Origin of the sequence: Streptomyces sp. NPDC051133 (genome assembly GCF_040682635.1) — a bacterium.
In the GTDB taxonomy this organism is placed as follows: Bacteria; Actinomycetota; Actinomycetes; order Streptomycetales; family Streptomycetaceae; genus Streptomyces.
Genome location: NZ_JBFBBK010000058.1, coordinates 1 through 18,205, shown reverse-complemented (window position 1 = coordinate 18,205; position 18,205 = coordinate 1). Strand labels below are relative to the sequence as shown.

Genomic DNA, 18,205 nt, shown 5'->3' with positions numbered 1-18,205 from the left:
CGTGCCCGCCGAACGAGGTCTTCGCATGGAACGGGTCTCCCAGGGGACTGGGACCGGACGTCCCGACCGGAGGAGGTCGCGTGTTCGAGGGCTTCACACTGACGCGCTGCGCGGGCGACGGGGCTCGGCTGCGGGTTCGTCACGGCGGCAGCGGTCCCGCCGTGCTGCTTCTGCACGGCCATCCGCGCACCCATGCGACGTGGCATCGCGTCGCTCCCCTGCTGGCCTCGGCCGGGTACACGGTCGTCTGCCCGGACCTGCGCGGGTACGGCCGGTCCGACAAGCCGCCGACCGACGAGCGGCACCGCCCCTACTCCAAACGCGCCATGGCGGGCGACTGCCTGGCCGTGATGCGCCGCCTCGGGCACGAACGGTTCGCCGTCGTCGGACACGACCGGGGCGCCTACGTGGCCACTCGGCTCGCCCTGGATCACCCCGAGGCGGTGTCCGCCGTCACCGTGCTGGACGCCGTCCCCATCGGCGAGGCCCTGCGGCGTTGTGACGCGGTGTTCGCCGCGAGCTGGTGGCACTGGTTCTTCCTCGGGCAGACCGACAAGCCCGCCGAACGCGTCATCGACGCCGATCCCGACGCCTGGTACCGGGCCACGGCCGAGCAGATGGGCGCCGAGGCGTACGAGGACTACCGGCGCGCGATCCACGACCCCGCCACCGTGCACGCCATGTGCGAGGACTACCGGGCCGGTCTCGGTGTCGACCGGGAACACGACGACGCGGACCGGGCGGCCGGGCGCCGCATCGGCTGCCCGTTGCAGGTGCTGTGGGCCGGCCGTGACGACATGGCCCGCCTGTACGGCGATGTGCTGGACGTCTGGCGGGACTGGGCGGGCGACCGGCTGGAGGGTGCGCCCATCGACTCCGGTCATCACCTCGCGGAGGAGGCGCCCGAGGCACTCGTCACTGCTCTGCGCGCGTTCTGGCGGGCCTGAGCGTCGCCGGCGCGCGAGAGCACCGCCCCCCTCTCGGTACGGCGGAAAGTGCGGTGAAACATTCTGGCGGGTCCGGCGCGTCAATGGATCAGGAACACCGCACGGGACCGGCGAGGCCGAGGGGGGCGCATGAGGTGGGGCCGCAGCAGCGGGCGCGACGGACGCGAGGGGTACGCGGAGTTCGCGGCGGCGCGGGCCGGGCATCTGTACCGGTCCGCCTGCCTGCTCACCGGTGGTGACACCCACCTCGCCGAGGACCTCGTCCAGGAGGCTCTGGGCCGGGTGTACCTGCGATGGGACCGGGTCTCGCAGGCGGACAACCCGGCCGCCTACGCCCAGACGGTGCTCACCCGCGGCTTCCTCACCCACCAGCGCCGCCACAGCACGCGCAGGGAACGCGCGACCGACGTGCTTCCCGAGGTCTGCGGACCGGACGCGGCGGGTGAGGCGTCCCTGCGGCTGACCCTGCTGGCGGCGCTCGGGCAGCTGTCCGCGAAGGACCGCGCCGTGGTCATCCTGCGGTACTGGGAGGACCGGAGCATCGAGGAGGCGGCCGCCGCGATGAACACCACTCCGGCCGCCGTGCGCACGCGCTGCGTCCGCGCCCTCGCCCGGCTGCGCGCGCTGCTGGGCGACGCCCTCGGCGAGTACGTCAGCCCCTGACCCGTTCCGACCGCACAGCTCTGACCGACCAGCCATCCGTGAAAGGGCGGTTCGCCATGCCCACTGCAGACCACGACCACTTCGAGGAACGGTTCGCCGACGCCCTGCGGGACGCCGGCACGACCTTCGGTACCGACCGGCAGGACCTGGCCGCCCGCGGTGCGGCGCACGGCCGGCGGCTGCGGGTACGGCGACGGGCCGCCGTGGCGGGCGGTGTCGCCGGCGTCGCCCTCGTCGGGCTCGGCGGGGCACTCGTCCTCCCCGGCGGGCCAGGGGACCACACCGGCCTCCGGCAGTCCGCGGCGGGCGACCCCGCGGCACGGACCTCCACCGCCTCCTCCGGGACCGCGGCCCCCGCTGTCTCCGGCGAGAAGCTCGTCCGCACGCTCGAAAAGCTGGTGCCCGAGGGGCGGTTCAGCGACGCGGAGGGGCACGGCACGGACGACTCGCCCGCCGCCCGGGCCCTCTACGACGACGGCCGGGGCAAGGCCGCCGTCGCCGTGGCTCTCGGGCGCGTCCCCGCCGGGAGCCAGGAGGCGCAGCAGGCCACCCGGTGCCCCGACAAGGTGTTCATCGCCTACGACGCCTGCACCGGCACCAAGCTGTCCGACGGCTCCGCCCTGATGATCCTCAAGGGCTACGAGTACCCGAACCGCCGCAGCGGCACGAAGCTGTGGACCGCCGACCTGGTGACACCGGCGGGGCAGCACGTCTCCGTGCAGGAGTGGAACGCCGCCGCCGAGAAGGACTCGCCCGTCACCCGGGACGAACCTCCGCTGTCCGCCGCCCGGTTGAAGCGTCTCATCACGGCGCACGAGTGGCGCGACGCCTTCGACGCCCTTCCCGCCGGCTCCGGCACGACGGCCGCGCCGAGCAGCGCGCCGGGCACGGGGCACGGATCGGTCCCCGCGACGCTGGTCCGCCTGGTGCCCCACGGGCTGCGGGTCGTCTCCAGGAGCCGGGACGACGATCCCGGGTTCGGGTACGTCGTCGTCGACGACGGCCGGGGGGCCGGCCTGGTGCAGATCAACGTCCAGCCCGACATGCGGGACGTCGAGGACCAGTTGTTCGGGCCGGGGACGAAGACGCTGCCCGACGGCACCAAGGTCGTCCGGCGCGAGTCGTCCGGTGAGAAGGGCGTGTCCGGGATCGTCATGTGGACCGTGGACACCATCCGGCCCGACGGCCGCCGTGTGGTGATCAGCGCCTTCAACTCCGGTGCGCAGAACACGCCCGCCACCCGCAGCGCGCCGGCCCTGACCATGGCGCAGCTGGAGAGGATCGCCACCGATCCGGCGTGGCTGAAGCTGGGCTGACCGTCCCTGCCGTCCTGGTCGCGATGCCCGCCGTCCGTCCCGCTTCCTACCGTCGGATGAGTCCGAGTTCGGTGGCGGTGGCGACGGCGGCGGTGCGGGAGTCGACGCCGAGCTTGGCGTAGGCGCGGGCCAGGTGCGACTTGACGGTGCCTTCGGTGAGGTGGAGTCGGTTGCCGATGGCCTGGTTGGACAGGCCCTCGGCGACCAGCGCCAGCACCTCGGTCTCGCGCCGGGTCAGGGCGGTGCCGGGCGTACGCAGCCGGTTCATCAGCCGGTCCGCGACGGTGGGTGCCAGCGTGGTCCGGCCCGCCGCGGCGGTGCGTACGGCGGCGGCCAGGTCCTCGGGCGCCGCGTCTTTGAGGAGGTAGCCGGTGGCCCCGGCCTCGATGGCGGGCAGCGTGTCGGCGTCGGTGTCGTAGGTGGTGACGATCAGCACGCGGGGGGCTCGGGGACGGGCGGTGATGGCGGCGGTGGCCTCGGCGCCGTTCATGCCCTTGCCGAACTGGAGGTCCATGAGGACGACGTCGATGTCCCCCTGGGCGGCCCGGGCGACGGCGTCCTCGGCGGTGGCGGCCTCGGCCACGACGTCGATGCCGGGCTCGGTCTCCAGGACGGCGCGCAGCCCTGCCCGTACGACGGGGTGGTCGTCCGCCAGGAGCAGGCGGATGGGGGTGTCGGTCACGAACGGGCCTCGGGTGTGGTGTCGGCGGTGGACCGGAGGGGCAGCCGGGCGGCGAGGGCGGTGCCGTGGCCGGGGGCGGACTCGACGGTGAGGGCGCCGCCCAGGGCGTGCACGCGAGCGCGCATGGCGGCCAGCCCGAACCCGCCGGCCTCGGGGTCCGGAGCGGGCAGGTCGTCGGGGTCGAAGCCGCGTCCGTCGTCGACGACGTCCACGGTGACCGTGCCGTCGAGGTAGCCGAGGGTGATCTCGGCGGTGGTGGCGTCGGCGTGCTGGACGGTGTTGGCGAGGGCTGACTGGGCGACGCGCAGGAGCGTGACCTCGTGCGCGGTCGACAGTGGTACGGGCTCTCCCGTGAGGTGGAAGCGCGCGGTGAGCCGGTGGCGGGTGCTGGTGGTGGCGCACAGGCGTTCCAGGGCGCCGGCCAGGGTGGTGCCCTCCAGGGCGGGCGGGGTCAGGGCGGCGACGAAGCGGCGCGCCTCGGCGAGGTTGTCGACGGCGGTGTGGCGGGCCTGGACGACGTGGCGGACGGCGTTCTCCGGGGCGCCGGGCAGGGCCCGTTCGGCGGCACGCAGGAGCAGTTGGATGCTGGAGAGGCCCTGGGCGAGGGTGTCGTGGATCTCGCGGGCCAGGCGCTCGCGTTCGGCCAGCACGCCGGCGGTGTGCTGGGCGGCGGCCAGATCTGCGCGGGTGGCGGTGAGCTCCTCGATCAGGCGCTGCCGGTGCTCACTCTCCCGGTACAGGGCCTGGTATCCCCACACCACCGCGACGGCCACGGCGGCGCCGAGTGCCGGTCCGATGGCCATGGCCGCGCTGAAGGATCCCTGGTGTGCGGCGAAGCCCGCGACGGCCGCCGCCGCCGTGGCGGCCACGGCGGCCAGGCCGGCGCGGCGGGGCAGCAGGTGGAGCTGGAGGAAGTACAGCGGGAACGCCACCCATACTCCGTCGGCGGACAGGACCAGCAGCACCAGCCACGCGGCGCCCACGGCGGACAGCCACAGTGCGGCGGCCCGCCACGAGCGGCGTGCGCGCAGCAGCACGGTCCCCACCGCGTAGACGAGGCCGCAGGCCGCCGCGGCGGCGACGGTCGCCGCCGGGTGCGGGCCGTGCGAGGTGACGGCCCGGCCGGCGGCCAGGGCGAGCAGGGCGACGACCAGCAGGTGCAGGCACCAGGTCAGGGTCCGGGTGGTGGGCGTCGGGGCGGGAGCGGTGGTGTTCACAGTGCTCCCAGGCTAAGGAATGGCCTGCCCGCCGGGCCTCCATCGAAAGTTACAACCGGTGGGCCGCCTTTCGGTGCGGCAAGTGCCGTCCTGGGGCGGATGCCCGGGAGGGGGGTGGGCGGCGACGGTGGAGACCTACCGTTCCACCGCGTGAAAGAGCAGGTCGAAGCCGTGTTCGTCGCCTGGAGAGATCTGAGGTTCGCCAAGGGGCGCTTCGCCCTGATGGGTACGGTCATCGTGCTCATCACCCTCCTGGTCGGGCTGCTGTCCGGGCTGACCGCCGGACTCGGCCGGCAGAACACCTCCGCGATCACCGGGCTGCCCGCGGACCGGATCGCGTTCGGCGCGCCCGGCGGCGGGCACCTGTCCTACGCCGACTCCACCGTCACCGCGCGGCAGTGGCGGCAGTGGGCGCGAACGCCCGGTGTGCGCAGCGCCGAACCGCTGGGCATCACCACCACCAGGGCGAGCGCCGGGAAGGACCGCAGCGCCGGGGTGTCCGTCTTCGGCGTCCGGCCCGGTTCCCCGCTGGCCCCTGACAGCGACAGGATCGACGACCGTACGGCGGTCCTGTCGGCCACCGCCGCCGACGACCTCGGCGTCACGGCGGGCGACACCTTCACCCTGGCGGGGCGGAGGGTGAGCGTCGGGGCGGTGAGGGGTGACGCCTTCTTCAGCCACACGCCCGTCATCTGGAGCAGCCTCGGCACGTGGCGGAAGACCGCGCCCCCCGTGGGTCCGGGCGACGCCCCGGCCGCCACCGTCCTCGCCCTGCGCACCGGCTCCGGCGCCGACCTGAAGGCCGCCGACAGGGCGATCGGCACGACCTCGGTCCCCAGGGGCGACTCGCTGTCGGCGATCGGCTCCTACAGCTCGGAGAACGGCTCGCTGCAGCTGATGCGCGGCTTCCTGTTCGCCATCTCCGCCCTGGTCATCGGTGCCTTCTTCACCGTGTGGACCATCCAGCGCAGCGGTGACGTCGCCGTGCTGAAGGCCTTGGGCGCCTCCACCGCAGGCCTGCTCGGGGACGCGCTCGGCCAGGCCGTCGTGCTGCTGGCGGGCGGCACGGTGATCGGCACCGGCATCGCGGTCGGCGTGGGGGCCCTCGTCAGCGGTTCGGCGGTGCCGTTCGTGCTCAGCCCCGGCACCGTCCTGGTCCCGGCCGCCGTGATGATCGCGCTCGGTGCGCTGGGAGCGGCCCTGTCCATCCGCCGCATCACCTCCGTCGACCCGCTGACCGCCCTGGGGAACGCCCGATGAGCCTGCACCTGACCGACATCACCCTGACCTACCCCGACGGCGCTTCCCGTCTGACCGCGCTCGACCATGTCACCCTTGACGTGCCCAAGGGCAGCCTGACCGCGGTCGTCGGCCCCTCCGGCTCCGGCAAGTCCAGCCTCCTCGCGGTGGCCGCCACGCTCGTCACCGCCGACGCCGGCACCGTCACCGTCGACGGCACGTCCACGACCGGCATGACCCGCGGCGAGCTGAGCGACCTGCGACGCCGCGCCATCGGCATCGTCTTCCAGCAGCCCAACCTGCTGCCCGCGCTCACCGCCGTCGAACAGCTCCAGGTCATGGCCCGGATCGACGGCCGCAAGCCGCGTACCGCCCGAGGCCGGGCCATGGAACTGCTGGACGCCGTCGGCCTCGCCGACCAGGCCGGCCGACGGCCCCACCAACTCTCCGGCGGCCAGCGCCAGCGCGTCAACATCGCCCGCGCACTGATGAACGACCCCACCGTGCTGCTGGTCGACGAACCCACCAGTGCCCTCGACCACGAGCGCGGTGCCGCCGTCATCGACCTGATCACCCGCCTCACGCGTCAGCGGGCCACCGCGACCGTGCTGGTCACCCACGACCGCACCCAGCTCACCGCAGCCGACCGGGTCGCGGAGGTCCACGACGGTCGTCTGCGCGTGCCCGTCCGCCGGCCGAGCGGTGACTCCCGCCCCGCCGGCTGACGGCTCCGTTCCGATCGCCTCTAGCACTCCCGCGGTGCGCGGACTTCGCCCGTGCCGAGGGCGATCACGGCCCGGGGCCGCATGGGCTCGTCGCCACGCCGGGACAGCAGGACGATCTCTGCGACCACCGCCGACAGCGTGCCGAGCCGGACGGCGCACTCGGCGGCCAGGTCCTTCGGATCCCGGGTGCGGCCGAGGGAGAGATGCGGGGTGAAGCGGCCGCCCCGCCCGTGGCAGAGCGGGAACCGCAGCTCCAGTTCCCGGTGGAGGCGGGCCCACGGCGCCGGGTCGGCCGCGGCCGGATCGAGCCACACCGTCGCGGAGTGCCGGTGCCGGAAGTACCGCACCCCGGTCAGGCGCGCCGGGAACGCCGCGCACCGGGCCGCGCCCGCGGACAACACGGGCACCGCCCGGGCGAACTCCTCCTCGGGTACGAAGCCGAACAGCACGTTCACGTGCGGCGGCCATCGCCGTACCTGCGGATCGTGTTCCCAGCGGATGTCCTGGATCACCGGCCAGAGCTCCGGGGGCGGCATCCAGGCCACCGCCGTCCGGGGTGTCGGCGTCACCTCCAGCGCTTCGACCGGCTCGCCCATGTGCGCAATTCCGTCCACTAGGCCATGGTGTCCGGCTGGCAGCGCGGGCACCACACCGTGCCGCGGCCTGCCAGACGGCAGCGGCGCAGATGAGTGCCGCAGCGGGGGCAGAGCGGATCGGGATCGTCACGGTGGCCGGTGAGCCAGGAGTCGCGCGGGGGGACGCGCCCTGCGGGCACCGCGGAGCGCAGCGTGCGCCGCATGTGGGTGTACAGGCGCCAGCGCTCGGCCTCCGTCAGGTCCGCGGCCCGGATGCTCGGGCGCAGCCCGGCACGCCACAGGATCTCGTCGGCGAGGAGGTTGCCGAGACCGGCCAGGACGGACTGGTCGGTCAGCGTGGTCTTGACGTGACCGCGGCGCGCGGAGAGCGCGTCCTCGAAGTCCGCGCGGGACACGGCCAGCGCGTCGGGGCCCTGCCGGCCCAGGAGGCGGGCGATGTCGGCGTCGTCGTGGGCCAGCCACAGACCCTGGAGTTTGCGCTGGTCGCGGTAGCGGAGCTGGCGGTCGCCGCTCAGGGCGAACAGGACGCGGTCGTGGGTGTCGACCGCGTCGTCGGGGCGGGCGCACAGCAGGCGGCCGGTCATGCCGAAGTGCAGGAGCAGGGTGGGGCCGCCGGTGTGGGCGAGCAGCCACTTGCCGCGCCGCTCCGGCTCGGTGAACCGCCGGCCCTCCAGCGCGTCCCGCAGCCGCTGGGTGCTCACGTCGTGCAGGACGCCGGTGTCGCGCACCTCGACGCGGCGGATGGTCCGGCCCTTGGCACAGGAGACGAGGACCTCGCGGAAGCCTTCGACGTCCGGCAGCTCGGGCATGGCTCGCCTCCCGTCGCGTGGCTGGTGTCTGCTGCCGACCACGTTCCTCCGTGCCGCGCGGTCCTGCGCGCCGGTGAGGCGGGAGGGGGCCGGACGGCGGTCCTGTCACACCGGTCCGGCCGTCGTGCCGATGGCGGAGAGGAGGCGGGCGCAACGGGCGGTCATGTCCTGTGCGCCGAGCTGGGGGTGGGAGATCCACCAGCCGATGAGTGCGCTGACGGTGCCCGTCCACACATGCTTGAGCGCGTCCGCGTCCAGGGGGTCGTGGTTGCCCTGGTCCCCCAGCAGGGCGGCCGTACCCGAGGCGGCGAGTTCGTCGATCGCCTCACGGTGGCGGCGGGCGGCGTGCCACGGTTCGGAGTCCGCTTGCAGGGTTCGGTCGTACAGCACGAACCAGGCGTGCCGCTGGTCCTCCAGCGCCCGGAAGAGGGCGGCGAGGACCGTGTGCGCCAGCTCGTCCTTCGGCGGGCGCGCCGCCATGGCCTGTTCGACCGCCGCGAGCAGGCGAGGGCCGACGCGGTCGACGCAGGCCGCGTACAGGCCGTCCTTGGAGCCGAAGTAGGTGTAGAGCATCGGCTTGGTGACGCCGACGTGCCGGGCGATGTCGGCCATGGACGCCGCCGCGTGGCCGCGCCTGCCGAACTCCTCCATGGCCGCGGCGATGATCTGCTGCTCCCGGCGGGCGCGGGGGACGCCCTTGGTGCCGGCCGGTCTTGCCGTCGTCATGAGAAGACTATACGTTGCGGTAACTTACCAAGCGGTAAATTACCGAGAGGTCACATCGCATGACCGACAGCACCGCCCTGAGCCCTGCCGCCTCCGCCCCCGCCCCCGCCCGTTCCTGGTGGGGCTGGGGCACCGTGGACCAGGCACTGTCCGACGCCGAGTGCACGGAACTCGGCAAGCTGATCCCCGGCGCGGCCGAGGCCCCGCTGCCCGTCCCCGAGGTCAGCACTCTCGCGCTGCCGGCCGTCCGCGTCCGGCCGCCCGCCGCCCTCGCCCCGCTGATGTCGGCCGCTCCGCACGACCGGGCCTCGCACACCTACGGCAAGGCGTACCGGGACGTACTGCGGGCCCTCGCGGGCGACGTCGGCGCGGCCCCGGACCACGTCGCCCGCCCACGGACCGAGCGGCACGTGACCGACGTCCTCGACTGGGCGGCGGAGGCCGGCGTGGCCGTCGTGCCGTACGGGGCGGGCAGTTCGGTCGTCGGCGGGGTCGAGTACCGCGACGGTTCGCGCCGGGGCGTGGTGTCCCTGGACCTGTCCGCCCTGGACCGGGTGCTGGAGATCGACCGGGTCAGCCGGGCCGCGCGCATCCAGGCCGGTGCACTGGGCCCCGGCCTGGAGGCCCAGCTGCGTCCGCACGGGCTGACCCTGCGTCACTTCCCGCAGAGCTTCGAGTTCTCCACGCTGGGCGGCTGGCTCGCGACCCGGGCCGGCGGCCACTACGCCACGCTGTTCACCCACATCGACGATCTCGTGGAGTCCCTGCGGGTGGTGACGCCCGTCGGGGTCAACGAGTCGCTGCGCCTGCCCGGTTCGGGTGCGGGCCCCTCCCCCGACCGGCTCTTCCTGGGCTCGGAGGGAACGCTCGGTGTCATCACCGAGGCGTGGATGCGGCTGCAGGAACGCCCGCGCCACAAGGCGTCCGCCACGGTGCTCTTCGACGACGTCCACACCGCCATGGACGCCGTGCGCGCCGTCGCGCAGTCGGGACTGCACCCGGCCAACTGCCGGCTGCTGGACCCCGGGGAGGCCGCGCTGGCGGGGGTCGCGCGGGGCGGTGAGAGCGTGCTCGTCCTCGGTGTGGAGTCGGCGCACGCGCCGGTCGACGGCCGGCTGGCCGAGCTGATCACCCTGGCCCGCGACCACGGCGGCAGCCCCGCGCCCGCGGAATCCGGCGGCGGGGACACCGCCGCACGGACCTGGCGCTCGGCATTCCTGAGGATGCCCTACCTCCGGGACGCCCTCGCCCGCATGAGCGTGGTCACCGAGACGTTCGAGACCGCCTGCACCTGGGACCGCGCACCGGACCTGTACGCGTCCGTCCGCGACCGGCTCGCCGAGGTCGTGCGCGAGGTGACGGGGGCGCCCGGCACGGTCAACTGCCGCTTCACCCACGTCTACCCGGACGGACCCGCTCCGTACTTCACCGTCATCGCGCCGGGCCGGCGAGGCGCCGAGGTGGCCATGTGGGACGAGATCAAGTCGGCGGCGATGGACCTCCTGCACGACCGGCGCGCGACCGTCACCCATCATCACGCGGTCGGCCGCGACCACCGGCCCGGCTACGACCGCCAGCGCCCCGAGCCCTTCGCACTGGCGCTGCGCGCGGCGAAGCGGGCGCTGGACCCCGCCGGGATCCTGAACCCGGGTGTGCTCATCGATCCGGCGACGGACGACTGACGCGGTCCGGCCTCAACCACCGGCCTCCACCAGGTCGTTCGCGCTGAAGGTACGGCGGTAGGAGGCGGGCGAGACCCCGAAGGCCGTCCTCATGTGCGCGCGCAGGGAGTTCGCGGAGCCGAAGCCGGCCCGGTGCGCGACCAGGTCGATGGACAGGTCCGTCGTCTCCAGCAACTGCTTGGCCAGCTCCAGGCGTTGGGCGGTGAGCCACTGCACCGGGGTCATGCCGACCTCGTCGCGGAATCTGCGGGTGAAGGAGCGCAGGCTCATCCGGGCGTGCTCGGCGAGCCGGGCGAGGGTGAGCGGCTCGCCGAGGTGCTCCAGGGCCCAGGCGCGGGTCGCGGTCGTGCTGGCGACGGTGGGTTCGGGGACCGGGCGGTCGATGTACTGGGCCTGCCCGCCGTCCCGCCAGGGCGGTACGACGCACATGCGGGCGGCCCGGTTCGCGGCGGCGGCTCCGTGGTCCCGGCGGATCATGTGCAGGCACAGGTCGACGCCCGCGGCCACCCCCGCGGAGGTCAGCACGTCGCCGTCGTCGACGAAGAGGACTTCCTCGTCGACCTTGACCTTGGGGTAGGCCCGGCGGAACTCCGGGGCCAGGTTCCAGTGGGTGGTGGCCGGGCGGCCGTCGAGCAGTCCGGCCGCGGCGAGGACGTAGGACCCGGTGCAGATGGACACCAGCCGGGTGCCCGGCCGGATGCCGGCGATGGCCGCGGTGACCTCGGGGGGCAGCGGGCCGCCCTGCCCCAGCTCGGGCATGGCGTGCGTGGGCGGGACGATCACGGTGTCCGCCGCGGCCAGCGCCTCGGGGCCCGCCGCGGGCTGGACGGTGAAGCCGGCGTCGCTGAGCACGGGGGCGCCGTCGGCGGTGCAGACGGTGACGTCGTAGAGCGGGCGGCCCTCGGCGTCCGCCACGCTGCCGAAGACGCGCGAGGGGATGCCGAGCTCGAACGGCGGGACCCCCGGCAGGGCGAGGACGGCGACCCGGTGCCGCGGGGGCGCTCCCTCCGTCCGGTCCCGCTCGCTCTCCGGCGTCGTCCACTGCGTTGGGTCCATGGCCAGATCCTGTCACATAGTGGCCGGACGGCCAACACCACGGCGGTCCGGGGTGCCGGATCGTGGACTGCGTCGCGCCGGGGACCTCCCGGTGCCGGACCGATCGAGACGAAGGACGAGGAACAGAGCATGCGTGCGGTGGTCGTGGAGCAGTGGGGCGGAGCCGAGAACCTGGTCGAGCGCGAGGTCGCGCGCCCGGAGCCGGGGCTGAACGAGGTCCTGGTCCGGGTACACGCGGCCGGTGTGAACCCGGTGGACTGGAAGACCCGCGCGAGCGGGGCCCTCGTCGAGTGGGGTGCCGTGCCGGCGGTCGGCTGGGACGTGTCCGGCACGGTCGAGGCCGTCGGCCCCGGCGTCGGCATGTTCCGCCCCGGTGACGAGGTCTTCGGAATGCCGCTGTTCCCGCGCCAGGCGGGCGCGTACGCCGAGTACGTGGTGGCGCCGGCCCGGCACCTCGCCCCCAAGCCGGCGGGTCTGACGCACGTGGAGGCGGCGGCACTGCCGCTCGCCGCGCTGACCGCCTGGCAGGCCCTCGTGGACACCGCCGACGTGCGTCCCGGCGAGCGGGTGCTGGTGCACGCGGCGGCCGGCGGCGTCGGCCACCTCGCCGTGCAGATCGCCAAGGCACGCGGTGCGTACGTCATCGGTACGGCCAGCGCGGGCAAGCACGACCTGGTGCGCGAGCTGGGCGCGGACGAGGTGGTCGACTACCGCGCGGTGCGGTTCGAGGACGTCGTGAGCGACGTCGACGTGGTGCTGGACGGGCTCGGCGGAGAGACGGCCGAGCGCTCCCTGAAGGTGCTGCGGACCGGCGGCCGGCTGGTCACCCTGCCCGGCCCGGACGACGTTCCCGCCGCCCAGGACGGGGTGCGGGCGGTGTGGATGCTGGTGGAGCCCGACCACCTGGGGCTGCGCGAGATCACCGCCCTGGTGGAGCGGGGCGCGCTGAAGCCGGTGGTCGACGCGGTCGTGCCGCTGGCCGAGGCCGCGAAGGCGCACGAGATCGGCGAACAGGGCCGCACCACCGGCAAGATCGTCCTGACGGTGGCCTGAGCCGCACCGGCGATCAGCCCCTGCCCCGTCAGGGGCTGTCGGTGCGCGTCGCGGCGAGGGCCAGGGTGGCGTAACGCATCGTGAAGCCGCCTCCCGCGGCGTCGATCGCCGCGCCGACGCCCGCCAGCACCTCCTCCAGCTCGGCCCGCGGGAGCCGGGTGAAGGCGCCCTGGGTGGGCAGCTGGTCCAGCCACTCGTCCCGGGTGTAGGAGTGCTCCCAGTCGAATCGCCACCGCTCGGGCTCGGTGAACGCACCCGTCTCCCGTATCCCGCCGGCCGCCTTGGCCAGGAACGGCGCGTACCCGTCCACGGCGGACGCCGCCCCCTGGCGGGCGGCCAGCGAGCCGGGCAGCACCCTGCGGTAGACCTCGGCGAAGGCCTCCGTCAGCTCGGGCAGGGGCTGGCCCGCGTTCCAGAACAGGGCCAGCAGGCCGCGAGGGCGCAGCACCTCGGCCGCCTTGGCGGCGCCGGCGACCGGGTCCACCCAGTGCCAGGTCTGTCCGGAGACGACGGCGCCGAACGTCCGCCCGGCCGGGTCCCAGACCTCGAACGAGGCGACTTCGGCGTCGAGTCCGCGCCGGCGCGCCAGGTCGGCCATCCGGGCGTCGACGTCGACGCCCAGCACCCGGCAGCCGGCCGCTTCGAACTGCCGGGCCACGATGCCCGTGCCGCAGCCGACGTCGAGGACGTCCGGCCCGGCGCCGGCGGCGACGATCCGGTCCACCATCGCCCGGGGGTAGCGGGGCCGAGTCCGGTCGTAGCGTTCGGCGTCCGAGCCGAACGACTCCGCCACCCGACGGTTCTCATGGGACGCGTGTACGGGACGAGGAGATCGCTCCGGCGGTAAAGTGGGCATGCGCCCACTATGAGTGGGCAAGTGCCCACTCGTCAATCGAAGCGGGCCGATCCGACGGAGCGAGGGAGACGGCCGGTGCCCACGGGAGTAGCCATCCGCGGTGTGCGCGACCAACTCTTCGACGCGGCCGAGCGCGTCCTGCTCCGCGACGGACCGAGCGCGCTGACCAGCCGGGCGGTCACCACGGAGGCGGGTTGCGCCAAGGGCGTCCTGCACCGGCACTTCGCCGACTTCGACGCCTTCCTCGCCGAGCTGGTGCTGGACCGCATCGCCCGGTTCGACGGCCACGCCGCCGCCCTGCGCGGCGCCGCCGGAACCGGCGCCGTCACGGACAACCTCACCCGGACACTGACGGACCTGTTCGGGCCTGTCGCGGTGGCGATCGTCAGCCTGGTCACCTCCCGGGACGGCCTGCGCGCCCGGCTGCGCGCGGCCAGACCCACCGGCGTCCCCGTCCTGAGCGACGCCGCGACCGCGCTCACCTCCTACCTCACCGCCGAGCGTGAACTCGGCCGGATCACCGCGGACGCCGACGTCGACACGCTCGCTCCGACGCTGATCGGGGCCGTACACATGCTGTTCGCCGACCGGCTGGGCACCCCGCCGGACTCCGGGGCCGTCCGCCGGGTCGTTGCCGCGGTGGTGGCGGGCGCCGAGCGATAGCCCCGGCGCGAGCCGGGGCTGAGTACCCGTACTCATGCACCCGTCGCGCCCCCGCGGGCAATGTGGCGGGCATGAACCTGCCCATCGCCCCGCCGGCCTTCGACGCCACCACCGGCCCCCGGTCCCGCCACCGCGCCGACCGGGGCGCCGACATCGGAGCCGGGTGCGCTCTGGTGCTCCTGGAACTCATCGCCCTGGTGGTCGTCTTCGGGCTCTGGGCCCTGTCCGGCTTCACCCTCGACCCCGCCGGGACCGCACGCACCGACTCACTGTGGAACTACCTCACCGCCGCCGGCGGCATCGGACTCCTCGCCCTCGTCGCGGCCGCGATCGCCGCACGGGCCGGGGCCGTCGTGACGGTCGTCGCCCAGGCCACGATGGCGGCCCTGATCTGCGTCATCGTCGTCGCCGGGGCCGCCGCTCAGTCACACCAGGACCGGTGGTGCCGTGACATGCCGGCGGCGGCGGGGTGCGAGGGCCACGGCTAGGGCCGGTCGGGGCCGGCTTCGAGCGGGGAACCCTCCGCATCCGAGCCGCCGGGAAGGGCGAGGGAACGGCTCTCCTCCACGATGCGGTAACCGGCGCTCGTGTACAGGTTCATCGCCACCTCGTTGCCGCCCCACACCGTGAACATCAGCGTGGAGTCGCCGCCCGCGAGCGTGGCCTGTTCGCCGGCCACCATCGCGGCCCGCCCGTACCCCTTGCCGCGGTGCTGGTCGTGGATGAACAGCGAGTAGCCGTAGGTGACACCCGGCAGGTACCCGTGCTGCAGCCAGCCGGTGCCGATCTCCTCGCCCGCCGCCTCCAGCACCAGCAGCGTGGTGTCGGGCGTCGCCAGGCCCTCCGGGAGCAGCTCCGCGAAGTCGCGGTCGGACTTGCGTTCGGCGTCCTCGGGGCTCATGGTTCCCGAGCGGACGATGTCGACGACGTAGGAGGCCTTCTCCCCGGCGAACCACTCCGGATACTCGGCCGCCGTCATCGGCCGTGCGGTGACGCCGTCGACCGGTTCCGGCGGGGAGCCGACGTACCGCATCCTGAGCTGCCCCTGGACGCTGTATCCGGCGAAGAGTTCACCGGCCGGCTCGGTCAGCCGTATGTGCAGTCGTCGTGCGCCGCGCCGCGCGGACCATGCCTCCGCCCACTCCCGCGCGGCCTGCTCGTGCCCCTGCCCGGCGTGCGCGTCGTCGACGTGGAGGTCGCCGATGCGCCCCGCGGGCGCTCCGTTGTCGTCGGTCATGGCCACGGCGACGTATCCCACGCGGGTCGCACCGTCCGTGATCTCGGCGACGGTCCAGTCGTCGATGCCGAACCGTGCTTTGCCGATCATGCGTTCCGTTGCGGCGTCGCCGAGCCCGGCCGCCGCGTACGCGGCGCGCTGTCGCTTCTCGAGGTCGCTGCGCCATTCCGTGGTGTCATCAAGGATGCTGAATTCCGTCACTTGATCAACGTAACCGCGTTGTCGGTCCCTGTGGGCTGGGACGTGGAGTTCCTCATGGCTGTACGACCAACCGCGCATCGCCGTCTGCTCCGAGCGCTGCGACCTGGTCCGCCACGGCCCGCTGGACTGGACGGAGGTCGGTGACCGCCCCGCGCCCGGGGAAGAAAGGGAACCGTGAGCCTCCACCGCCCTGGGCCGGCTGCGCCGCTACGCCCCGCGCCCGTGACTTCGTGACCGTGAAGGGAAGGGACGGCACCGTGGACGCTGAACTGATCAACTCCGACGCCTGGACCACGTACGGGGCGCACCATCTGTCCAGAGGCACCGAGGTCCCCGAAGTGGACCGTCTCAGCTGGGGGTTCTGGCCCGGCGGGCCCGGCGCGGAGGTCCTCGGCGACGTGACGGGCCGGCGCGCCGCGGATCTCGGATCGGGCCTGGGCAGGTACGCCGCCCACATGGTCCGCGCCCACGGCGCCGTCGTCGACGCCGTCGAGGCCTCTCCCACTCAGCACCGGCGCGCCGTCGCCCGCTACGGCCGGCTGCCGGGGCTGAACCTGGTCCTGGCGGACGCCGTCGATCATCTGCGGCAGGCGCGGCGGGAACCGTACGACGTGATCTACTCGGTCCACGGCTTCGCGTACATGGACCCGCGACGGCTGCTGCCCGCGGTCGCCGGAGCGCTCGTGCCCGGAGGGCGTCTCGCGTTCTCCGTGCTGCACACCAACTCCCATGGCCGCGGGCCCTCGGACACGGTCGTCGCCCGCCCGGAGATCCTGCACCTGGCCGGCGGCGGGCAGCTCACGGTGCGGATGTGGCTGCCGACGCCCGAGCTCTGGGCGGACCTGCTGGAGCAGCACGGACTCACCGTCGAGCGGATCGAGACTCTGGACGCGCCGGAGGACGCAAACCCGGTCTCCTGCCGCCTCTTCCAGGCCCGCCGGCGCACCCGGGTCACCAGCCGCCCCCGTACCAGCGCTCCTCCCCCGCCCCATACCGCCCTCGGCGTCGGAGCGATCCTGCACGGGCCCCGCGGCCTGCTGCTGGGCCGGCACCGGCGCGGCACCTGGGAGTTGCCGGGAGGGACGGTGGAGCCCGGGGAGTCCCTGGCGCACACGGCCGTACGGGAGGTGCGCGAGGAGACCGGCTGCCTCGTGCGGGAGGACGATGTCATGCTGCTCGGCATGCTCCTGGATCACGTCGAGGGGGTCGTACGGGTCACCGTGGCCGCCCTGGTGACGGCCTGGGAGGGTGAGCCGGCCGACCAGCCGGACGAGGTCGTCGGCGACTGGCGCTGGTGGCCGCTGGACCGGCTGCCGAACGGGCTGTTCGTCCCGAGCGCCCAGTGCCTCACCGCCTGGCGTCCCGGGCTGCCGATCAGCCATCCGCCCGCGGAGTGGTATCCGCTGCGGGGCGAGGGGCTCCGCCCGGTGGAGTCGTAGGCGGTGGGGGACGGCGGCTGAGGGTCGGCGGCCCGGTGCGGCCGATAAGGTCGTTCCCGGAAGGACAGGGGCCGGGCACGGGCGGAACACCGGCGGGACGCCGGCGGGGCCACGGACGGACCGGCCGGCGTCGGCGTGTGCGGGAGGCGGAATGCGCGGTATCGGGGTCGCACAGCGGCGGGCGCGGCTTGCGTGGCGGCACCGGCTCACGGCCGAGGCACGGGCGGCGGACCCGGTGGCGGTCGCCGACGGCATGCTGGCGCTGCACGGCACCGACCCGTCGTCGGTGTATCTGTCGGCCTGGGCGCGGATGACCGACGGGTCCGTCGCCGCGGTCGAGCGGGCCCTGTACGACGACCGGACGCTGATCCGGCTGTTGGCCATGCGGCGCACCGTCTTCGTCACCCCGCTCGCCCTGGCGCCGGTCCTGCAGGCGGCCTGCTCGCGGGCGGTGGCGGCCCGGGAGCGCCGCAAGCTGCTGGGGATGCTGGCCGAATCCGGGATCGGCGGCGACGAGGCCGGCGCCGAGCGCTGGCTGAAGGGCGCCGAGGAGGCCGCGGAGCGGGCGCTGGAGGCGCGCGGCGAGGCGACGGCGAGCGAACTGGCGGGAGACGACCCGCGGTTGGCCGCCCAGGTGGTGCTGTCCCGGGGCAAGAGTTACGAGGGGCGGCAGAACGTGGCCAGTCGGCTGCTGTTGCTGATGGCGGCCGAGGGGCGCGCGGTGCGGGGCCGGCCCCGTGGCTCGTGGACCTCGCACCAGTACCGGTGGTCCCCGCTGAGCCGCTGGTGTCCCGAGGGTCTGGCCGAACTGCCCACCGCCGAGGCCGAGTCGGAGCTGGCGCGCCGCTGGCTGTACGCCTTCGGTCCCGCGCCGGCCGAGGATCTGCAGTGGTGGGCCGGCTGGACCAAGACCCAGACGAGGCGGGCCCTGGCCGGGGTGCGCACCGCCGAGGTGGATCTGGACGGCACGGTCGGCCTGGCGCTGGGTGACGACCTGGAGGAGGTGGCCGAGCCCGAGCCGTGGGCGGCCCTGCTGCCGGCGCTGGACCCCACGCCGATGGGCTGGCAGCGGCGCGAGTGGTTCCTCGGCCCGCACGG

Annotated in this window: 19 protein-coding genes; 11 read left to right on the top strand and 8 right to left on the bottom strand. The window is 74.3% G+C overall.

Annotated features, from left to right (window positions below):
- Window positions 1–80 precede the first annotated feature (80 nt).
- From AB0N17_RS37980 to AB0N17_RS37970, 3 genes are all read left to right on the top strand, one after another.
- Complete coding sequence (locus AB0N17_RS37980) at window positions 81–947, top strand: alpha/beta hydrolase (protein WP_366016224.1); 867 nt, start codon at window positions 81–83, stop codon at window positions 945–947.
- Between the two features lie 129 nt (window positions 948–1,076).
- Window positions 1,077–1,610, top strand: coding sequence for a SigE family RNA polymerase sigma factor (locus tag AB0N17_RS37975; RefSeq protein WP_366016223.1), 534 nt, complete (start codon window positions 1,077–1,079; stop codon window positions 1,608–1,610).
- 56 nt (window positions 1,611–1,666) lie between these two features.
- The gene (locus AB0N17_RS37970; protein ID WP_366016222.1) at window positions 1,667–2,926 is read left to right on the top strand and encodes a hypothetical protein; all 1,260 of its coding nucleotides are present in this window, start codon (window positions 1,667–1,669) and stop codon (window positions 2,924–2,926) included.
- Window positions 2,927–2,972: 46 nt separating this feature from the next.
- Here AB0N17_RS37970 and AB0N17_RS37965 read toward each other — a convergent pair whose 3' ends face one another.
- Both AB0N17_RS37965 and AB0N17_RS37960 read right to left on the bottom strand, forming a co-directional pair.
- Entirely contained in the window at window positions 2,973–3,608 is a 636-nt protein-coding gene (locus AB0N17_RS37965; protein WP_366016221.1) for a response regulator transcription factor, read from the bottom strand.
- Window positions 3,605–4,825, bottom strand: a complete 1,221-nt coding sequence (locus AB0N17_RS37960; protein ID WP_366016220.1) for a sensor histidine kinase — start codon at window positions 4,823–4,825, stop codon at window positions 3,605–3,607. Before AB0N17_RS37960 ends, AB0N17_RS37965 begins: the two co-directional genes overlap by 4 nt.
- A gap of 171 nt (window positions 4,826–4,996) precedes the next feature.
- On the opposite strand from AB0N17_RS37960, the gene AB0N17_RS37955 reads away from it, so the two are divergent.
- Both AB0N17_RS37955 and AB0N17_RS37950 read left to right on the top strand, forming a co-directional pair.
- Window positions 4,997–6,085 carry an ABC transporter permease gene (locus AB0N17_RS37955; protein ID WP_366016254.1) on the top strand — a complete coding sequence of 363 codons (1,089 nt, stop codon included), beginning with the start codon at window positions 4,997–4,999 and terminating at the stop codon, window positions 6,083–6,085.
- The gene (locus tag AB0N17_RS37950) at window positions 6,082–6,789 is read left to right on the top strand and encodes an ABC transporter ATP-binding protein (protein WP_366016219.1); all 708 of its coding nucleotides are present in this window, start codon (window positions 6,082–6,084) and stop codon (window positions 6,787–6,789) included. Before AB0N17_RS37955 ends, AB0N17_RS37950 begins: the two co-directional genes overlap by 4 nt.
- A 20-nt stretch (window positions 6,790–6,809) precedes the next feature.
- Here AB0N17_RS37950 and AB0N17_RS37945 read toward each other — a convergent pair whose 3' ends face one another.
- The 3 genes from AB0N17_RS37945 to AB0N17_RS37935 all read right to left on the bottom strand — a co-directional run bounded on the left by AB0N17_RS37945 (window position 6,810) and on the right by AB0N17_RS37935 (window position 8,920).
- Window positions 6,810–7,403, bottom strand: a complete 594-nt coding sequence (locus tag AB0N17_RS37945) for a 2'-5' RNA ligase family protein (RefSeq protein WP_366016218.1) — start codon at window positions 7,401–7,403, stop codon at window positions 6,810–6,812.
- Complete coding sequence (locus AB0N17_RS37940) at window positions 7,403–8,194, bottom strand: DNA-formamidopyrimidine glycosylase family protein (protein ID WP_366016217.1); 792 nt, start codon at window positions 8,192–8,194, stop codon at window positions 7,403–7,405. The genes AB0N17_RS37945 and AB0N17_RS37940 overlap by 1 nt, the downstream gene beginning before the upstream one ends.
- Window positions 8,195–8,299: 105 nt before the next feature.
- Complete coding sequence (locus AB0N17_RS37935; protein ID WP_366016216.1) at window positions 8,300–8,920, bottom strand: TetR/AcrR family transcriptional regulator; 621 nt, start codon at window positions 8,918–8,920, stop codon at window positions 8,300–8,302.
- A 59-nt stretch (window positions 8,921–8,979) separates the two neighbouring features.
- Here AB0N17_RS37935 and AB0N17_RS37930 point away from each other — a divergent pair, with 59 nt between their 5' ends.
- The gene (locus tag AB0N17_RS37930; RefSeq protein WP_366016215.1) at window positions 8,980–10,602 is read left to right on the top strand and encodes an FAD-binding oxidoreductase; all 1,623 of its coding nucleotides are present in this window, start codon (window positions 8,980–8,982) and stop codon (window positions 10,600–10,602) included.
- 12 nt (window positions 10,603–10,614) lie between these two features.
- Here AB0N17_RS37930 and AB0N17_RS37925 read toward each other — a convergent pair whose 3' ends face one another.
- Complete coding sequence (locus AB0N17_RS37925; RefSeq protein ID WP_366016214.1) at window positions 10,615–11,658, bottom strand: helix-turn-helix domain-containing protein; 1,044 nt, start codon at window positions 11,656–11,658, stop codon at window positions 10,615–10,617.
- 129 nt (window positions 11,659–11,787) lie between these two features.
- Between AB0N17_RS37925 and AB0N17_RS37920 the strand changes: the two genes are divergently transcribed.
- A complete protein-coding gene (locus AB0N17_RS37920; protein ID WP_366016213.1) occupies window positions 11,788–12,711 on the top strand; it encodes an NADP-dependent oxidoreductase in 924 nt (307 codons plus the stop codon).
- 28 nt (window positions 12,712–12,739) lie between these two features.
- Here AB0N17_RS37920 and AB0N17_RS37915 read toward each other — a convergent pair whose 3' ends face one another.
- Window positions 12,740–13,504, bottom strand: a complete 765-nt coding sequence (locus AB0N17_RS37915; RefSeq protein ID WP_366016212.1) for a class I SAM-dependent methyltransferase — start codon at window positions 13,502–13,504, stop codon at window positions 12,740–12,742.
- Between the two features lie 138 nt (window positions 13,505–13,642).
- Between AB0N17_RS37915 and AB0N17_RS37910 the strand changes: the two genes are divergently transcribed.
- On the top strand, window positions 13,643–14,230 hold the full coding sequence (locus AB0N17_RS37910; protein WP_366016211.1) for a TetR family transcriptional regulator: 588 nt from the start codon (window positions 13,643–13,645) through the stop codon (window positions 14,228–14,230).
- Between the two features lie 71 nt (window positions 14,231–14,301).
- On the top strand, window positions 14,302–14,718 hold the full coding sequence (locus AB0N17_RS37905) for a DUF6234 family protein (protein ID WP_366016210.1): 417 nt from the start codon (window positions 14,302–14,304) through the stop codon (window positions 14,716–14,718).
- Here the strand turns inward: AB0N17_RS37905 and AB0N17_RS37900 are convergent.
- Window positions 14,715–15,668, bottom strand: a complete 954-nt coding sequence (locus tag AB0N17_RS37900) for a GNAT family N-acetyltransferase (RefSeq protein WP_366016209.1) — start codon at window positions 15,666–15,668, stop codon at window positions 14,715–14,717. The two genes, AB0N17_RS37905 and AB0N17_RS37900, sit on opposite strands and share 4 nt — an antisense overlap.
- 257 nt (window positions 15,669–15,925) lie before the next feature.
- On the opposite strand from AB0N17_RS37900, the gene AB0N17_RS37895 reads away from it, so the two are divergent.
- A complete protein-coding gene (locus AB0N17_RS37895) occupies window positions 15,926–17,107 on the top strand; it encodes an NUDIX domain-containing protein (protein WP_366016208.1) in 1,182 nt (393 codons plus the stop codon).
- Window positions 17,108–17,258: 151 nt separating this feature from the next.
- Window positions 17,259–18,205 (top strand): winged helix DNA-binding domain-containing protein (locus tag AB0N17_RS37890; protein ID WP_366016207.1); only part of this gene is annotated, 947 nt, incomplete at its 3' end.

Bases quoted from the DNA above. Each gene is read 5' to 3' on its own strand.
- AB0N17_RS37975 (WP_366016223.1), top strand. From the start codon at position 1,077: ATGAGGTGGGGCCGCAGCAGCGGGCGCGACGGACGCGAGGGGTACGCG.
- AB0N17_RS37970 (WP_366016222.1), top strand. From the start codon at position 1,667: ATGCCCACTGCAGACCACGACCACTTCGAGGAACGGTTCGCCGACGCC.
- AB0N17_RS37950 (WP_366016219.1), top strand. From the start codon at position 6,082: ATGAGCCTGCACCTGACCGACATCACCCTGACCTACCCCGACGGCGCT.
- AB0N17_RS37940 (WP_366016217.1), bottom strand. From the start codon at position 8,194: ATGCCCGAGCTGCCGGACGTCGAAGGCTTCCGCGAGGTCCTCGTCTCC.
- AB0N17_RS37935 (WP_366016216.1), bottom strand. From the start codon at position 8,920: ATGACGACGGCAAGACCGGCCGGCACCAAGGGCGTCCCCCGCGCCCGC.
- AB0N17_RS37930 (WP_366016215.1), top strand. From the start codon at position 8,980: ATGACCGACAGCACCGCCCTGAGCCCTGCCGCCTCCGCCCCCGCCCCC.
- AB0N17_RS37925 (WP_366016214.1), bottom strand. From the start codon at position 11,658: ATGGACCCAACGCAGTGGACGACGCCGGAGAGCGAGCGGGACCGGACG.
- AB0N17_RS37920 (WP_366016213.1), top strand. From the start codon at position 11,788: ATGCGTGCGGTGGTCGTGGAGCAGTGGGGCGGAGCCGAGAACCTGGTC.
- AB0N17_RS37905 (WP_366016210.1), top strand. From the start codon at position 14,302: ATGAACCTGCCCATCGCCCCGCCGGCCTTCGACGCCACCACCGGCCCC.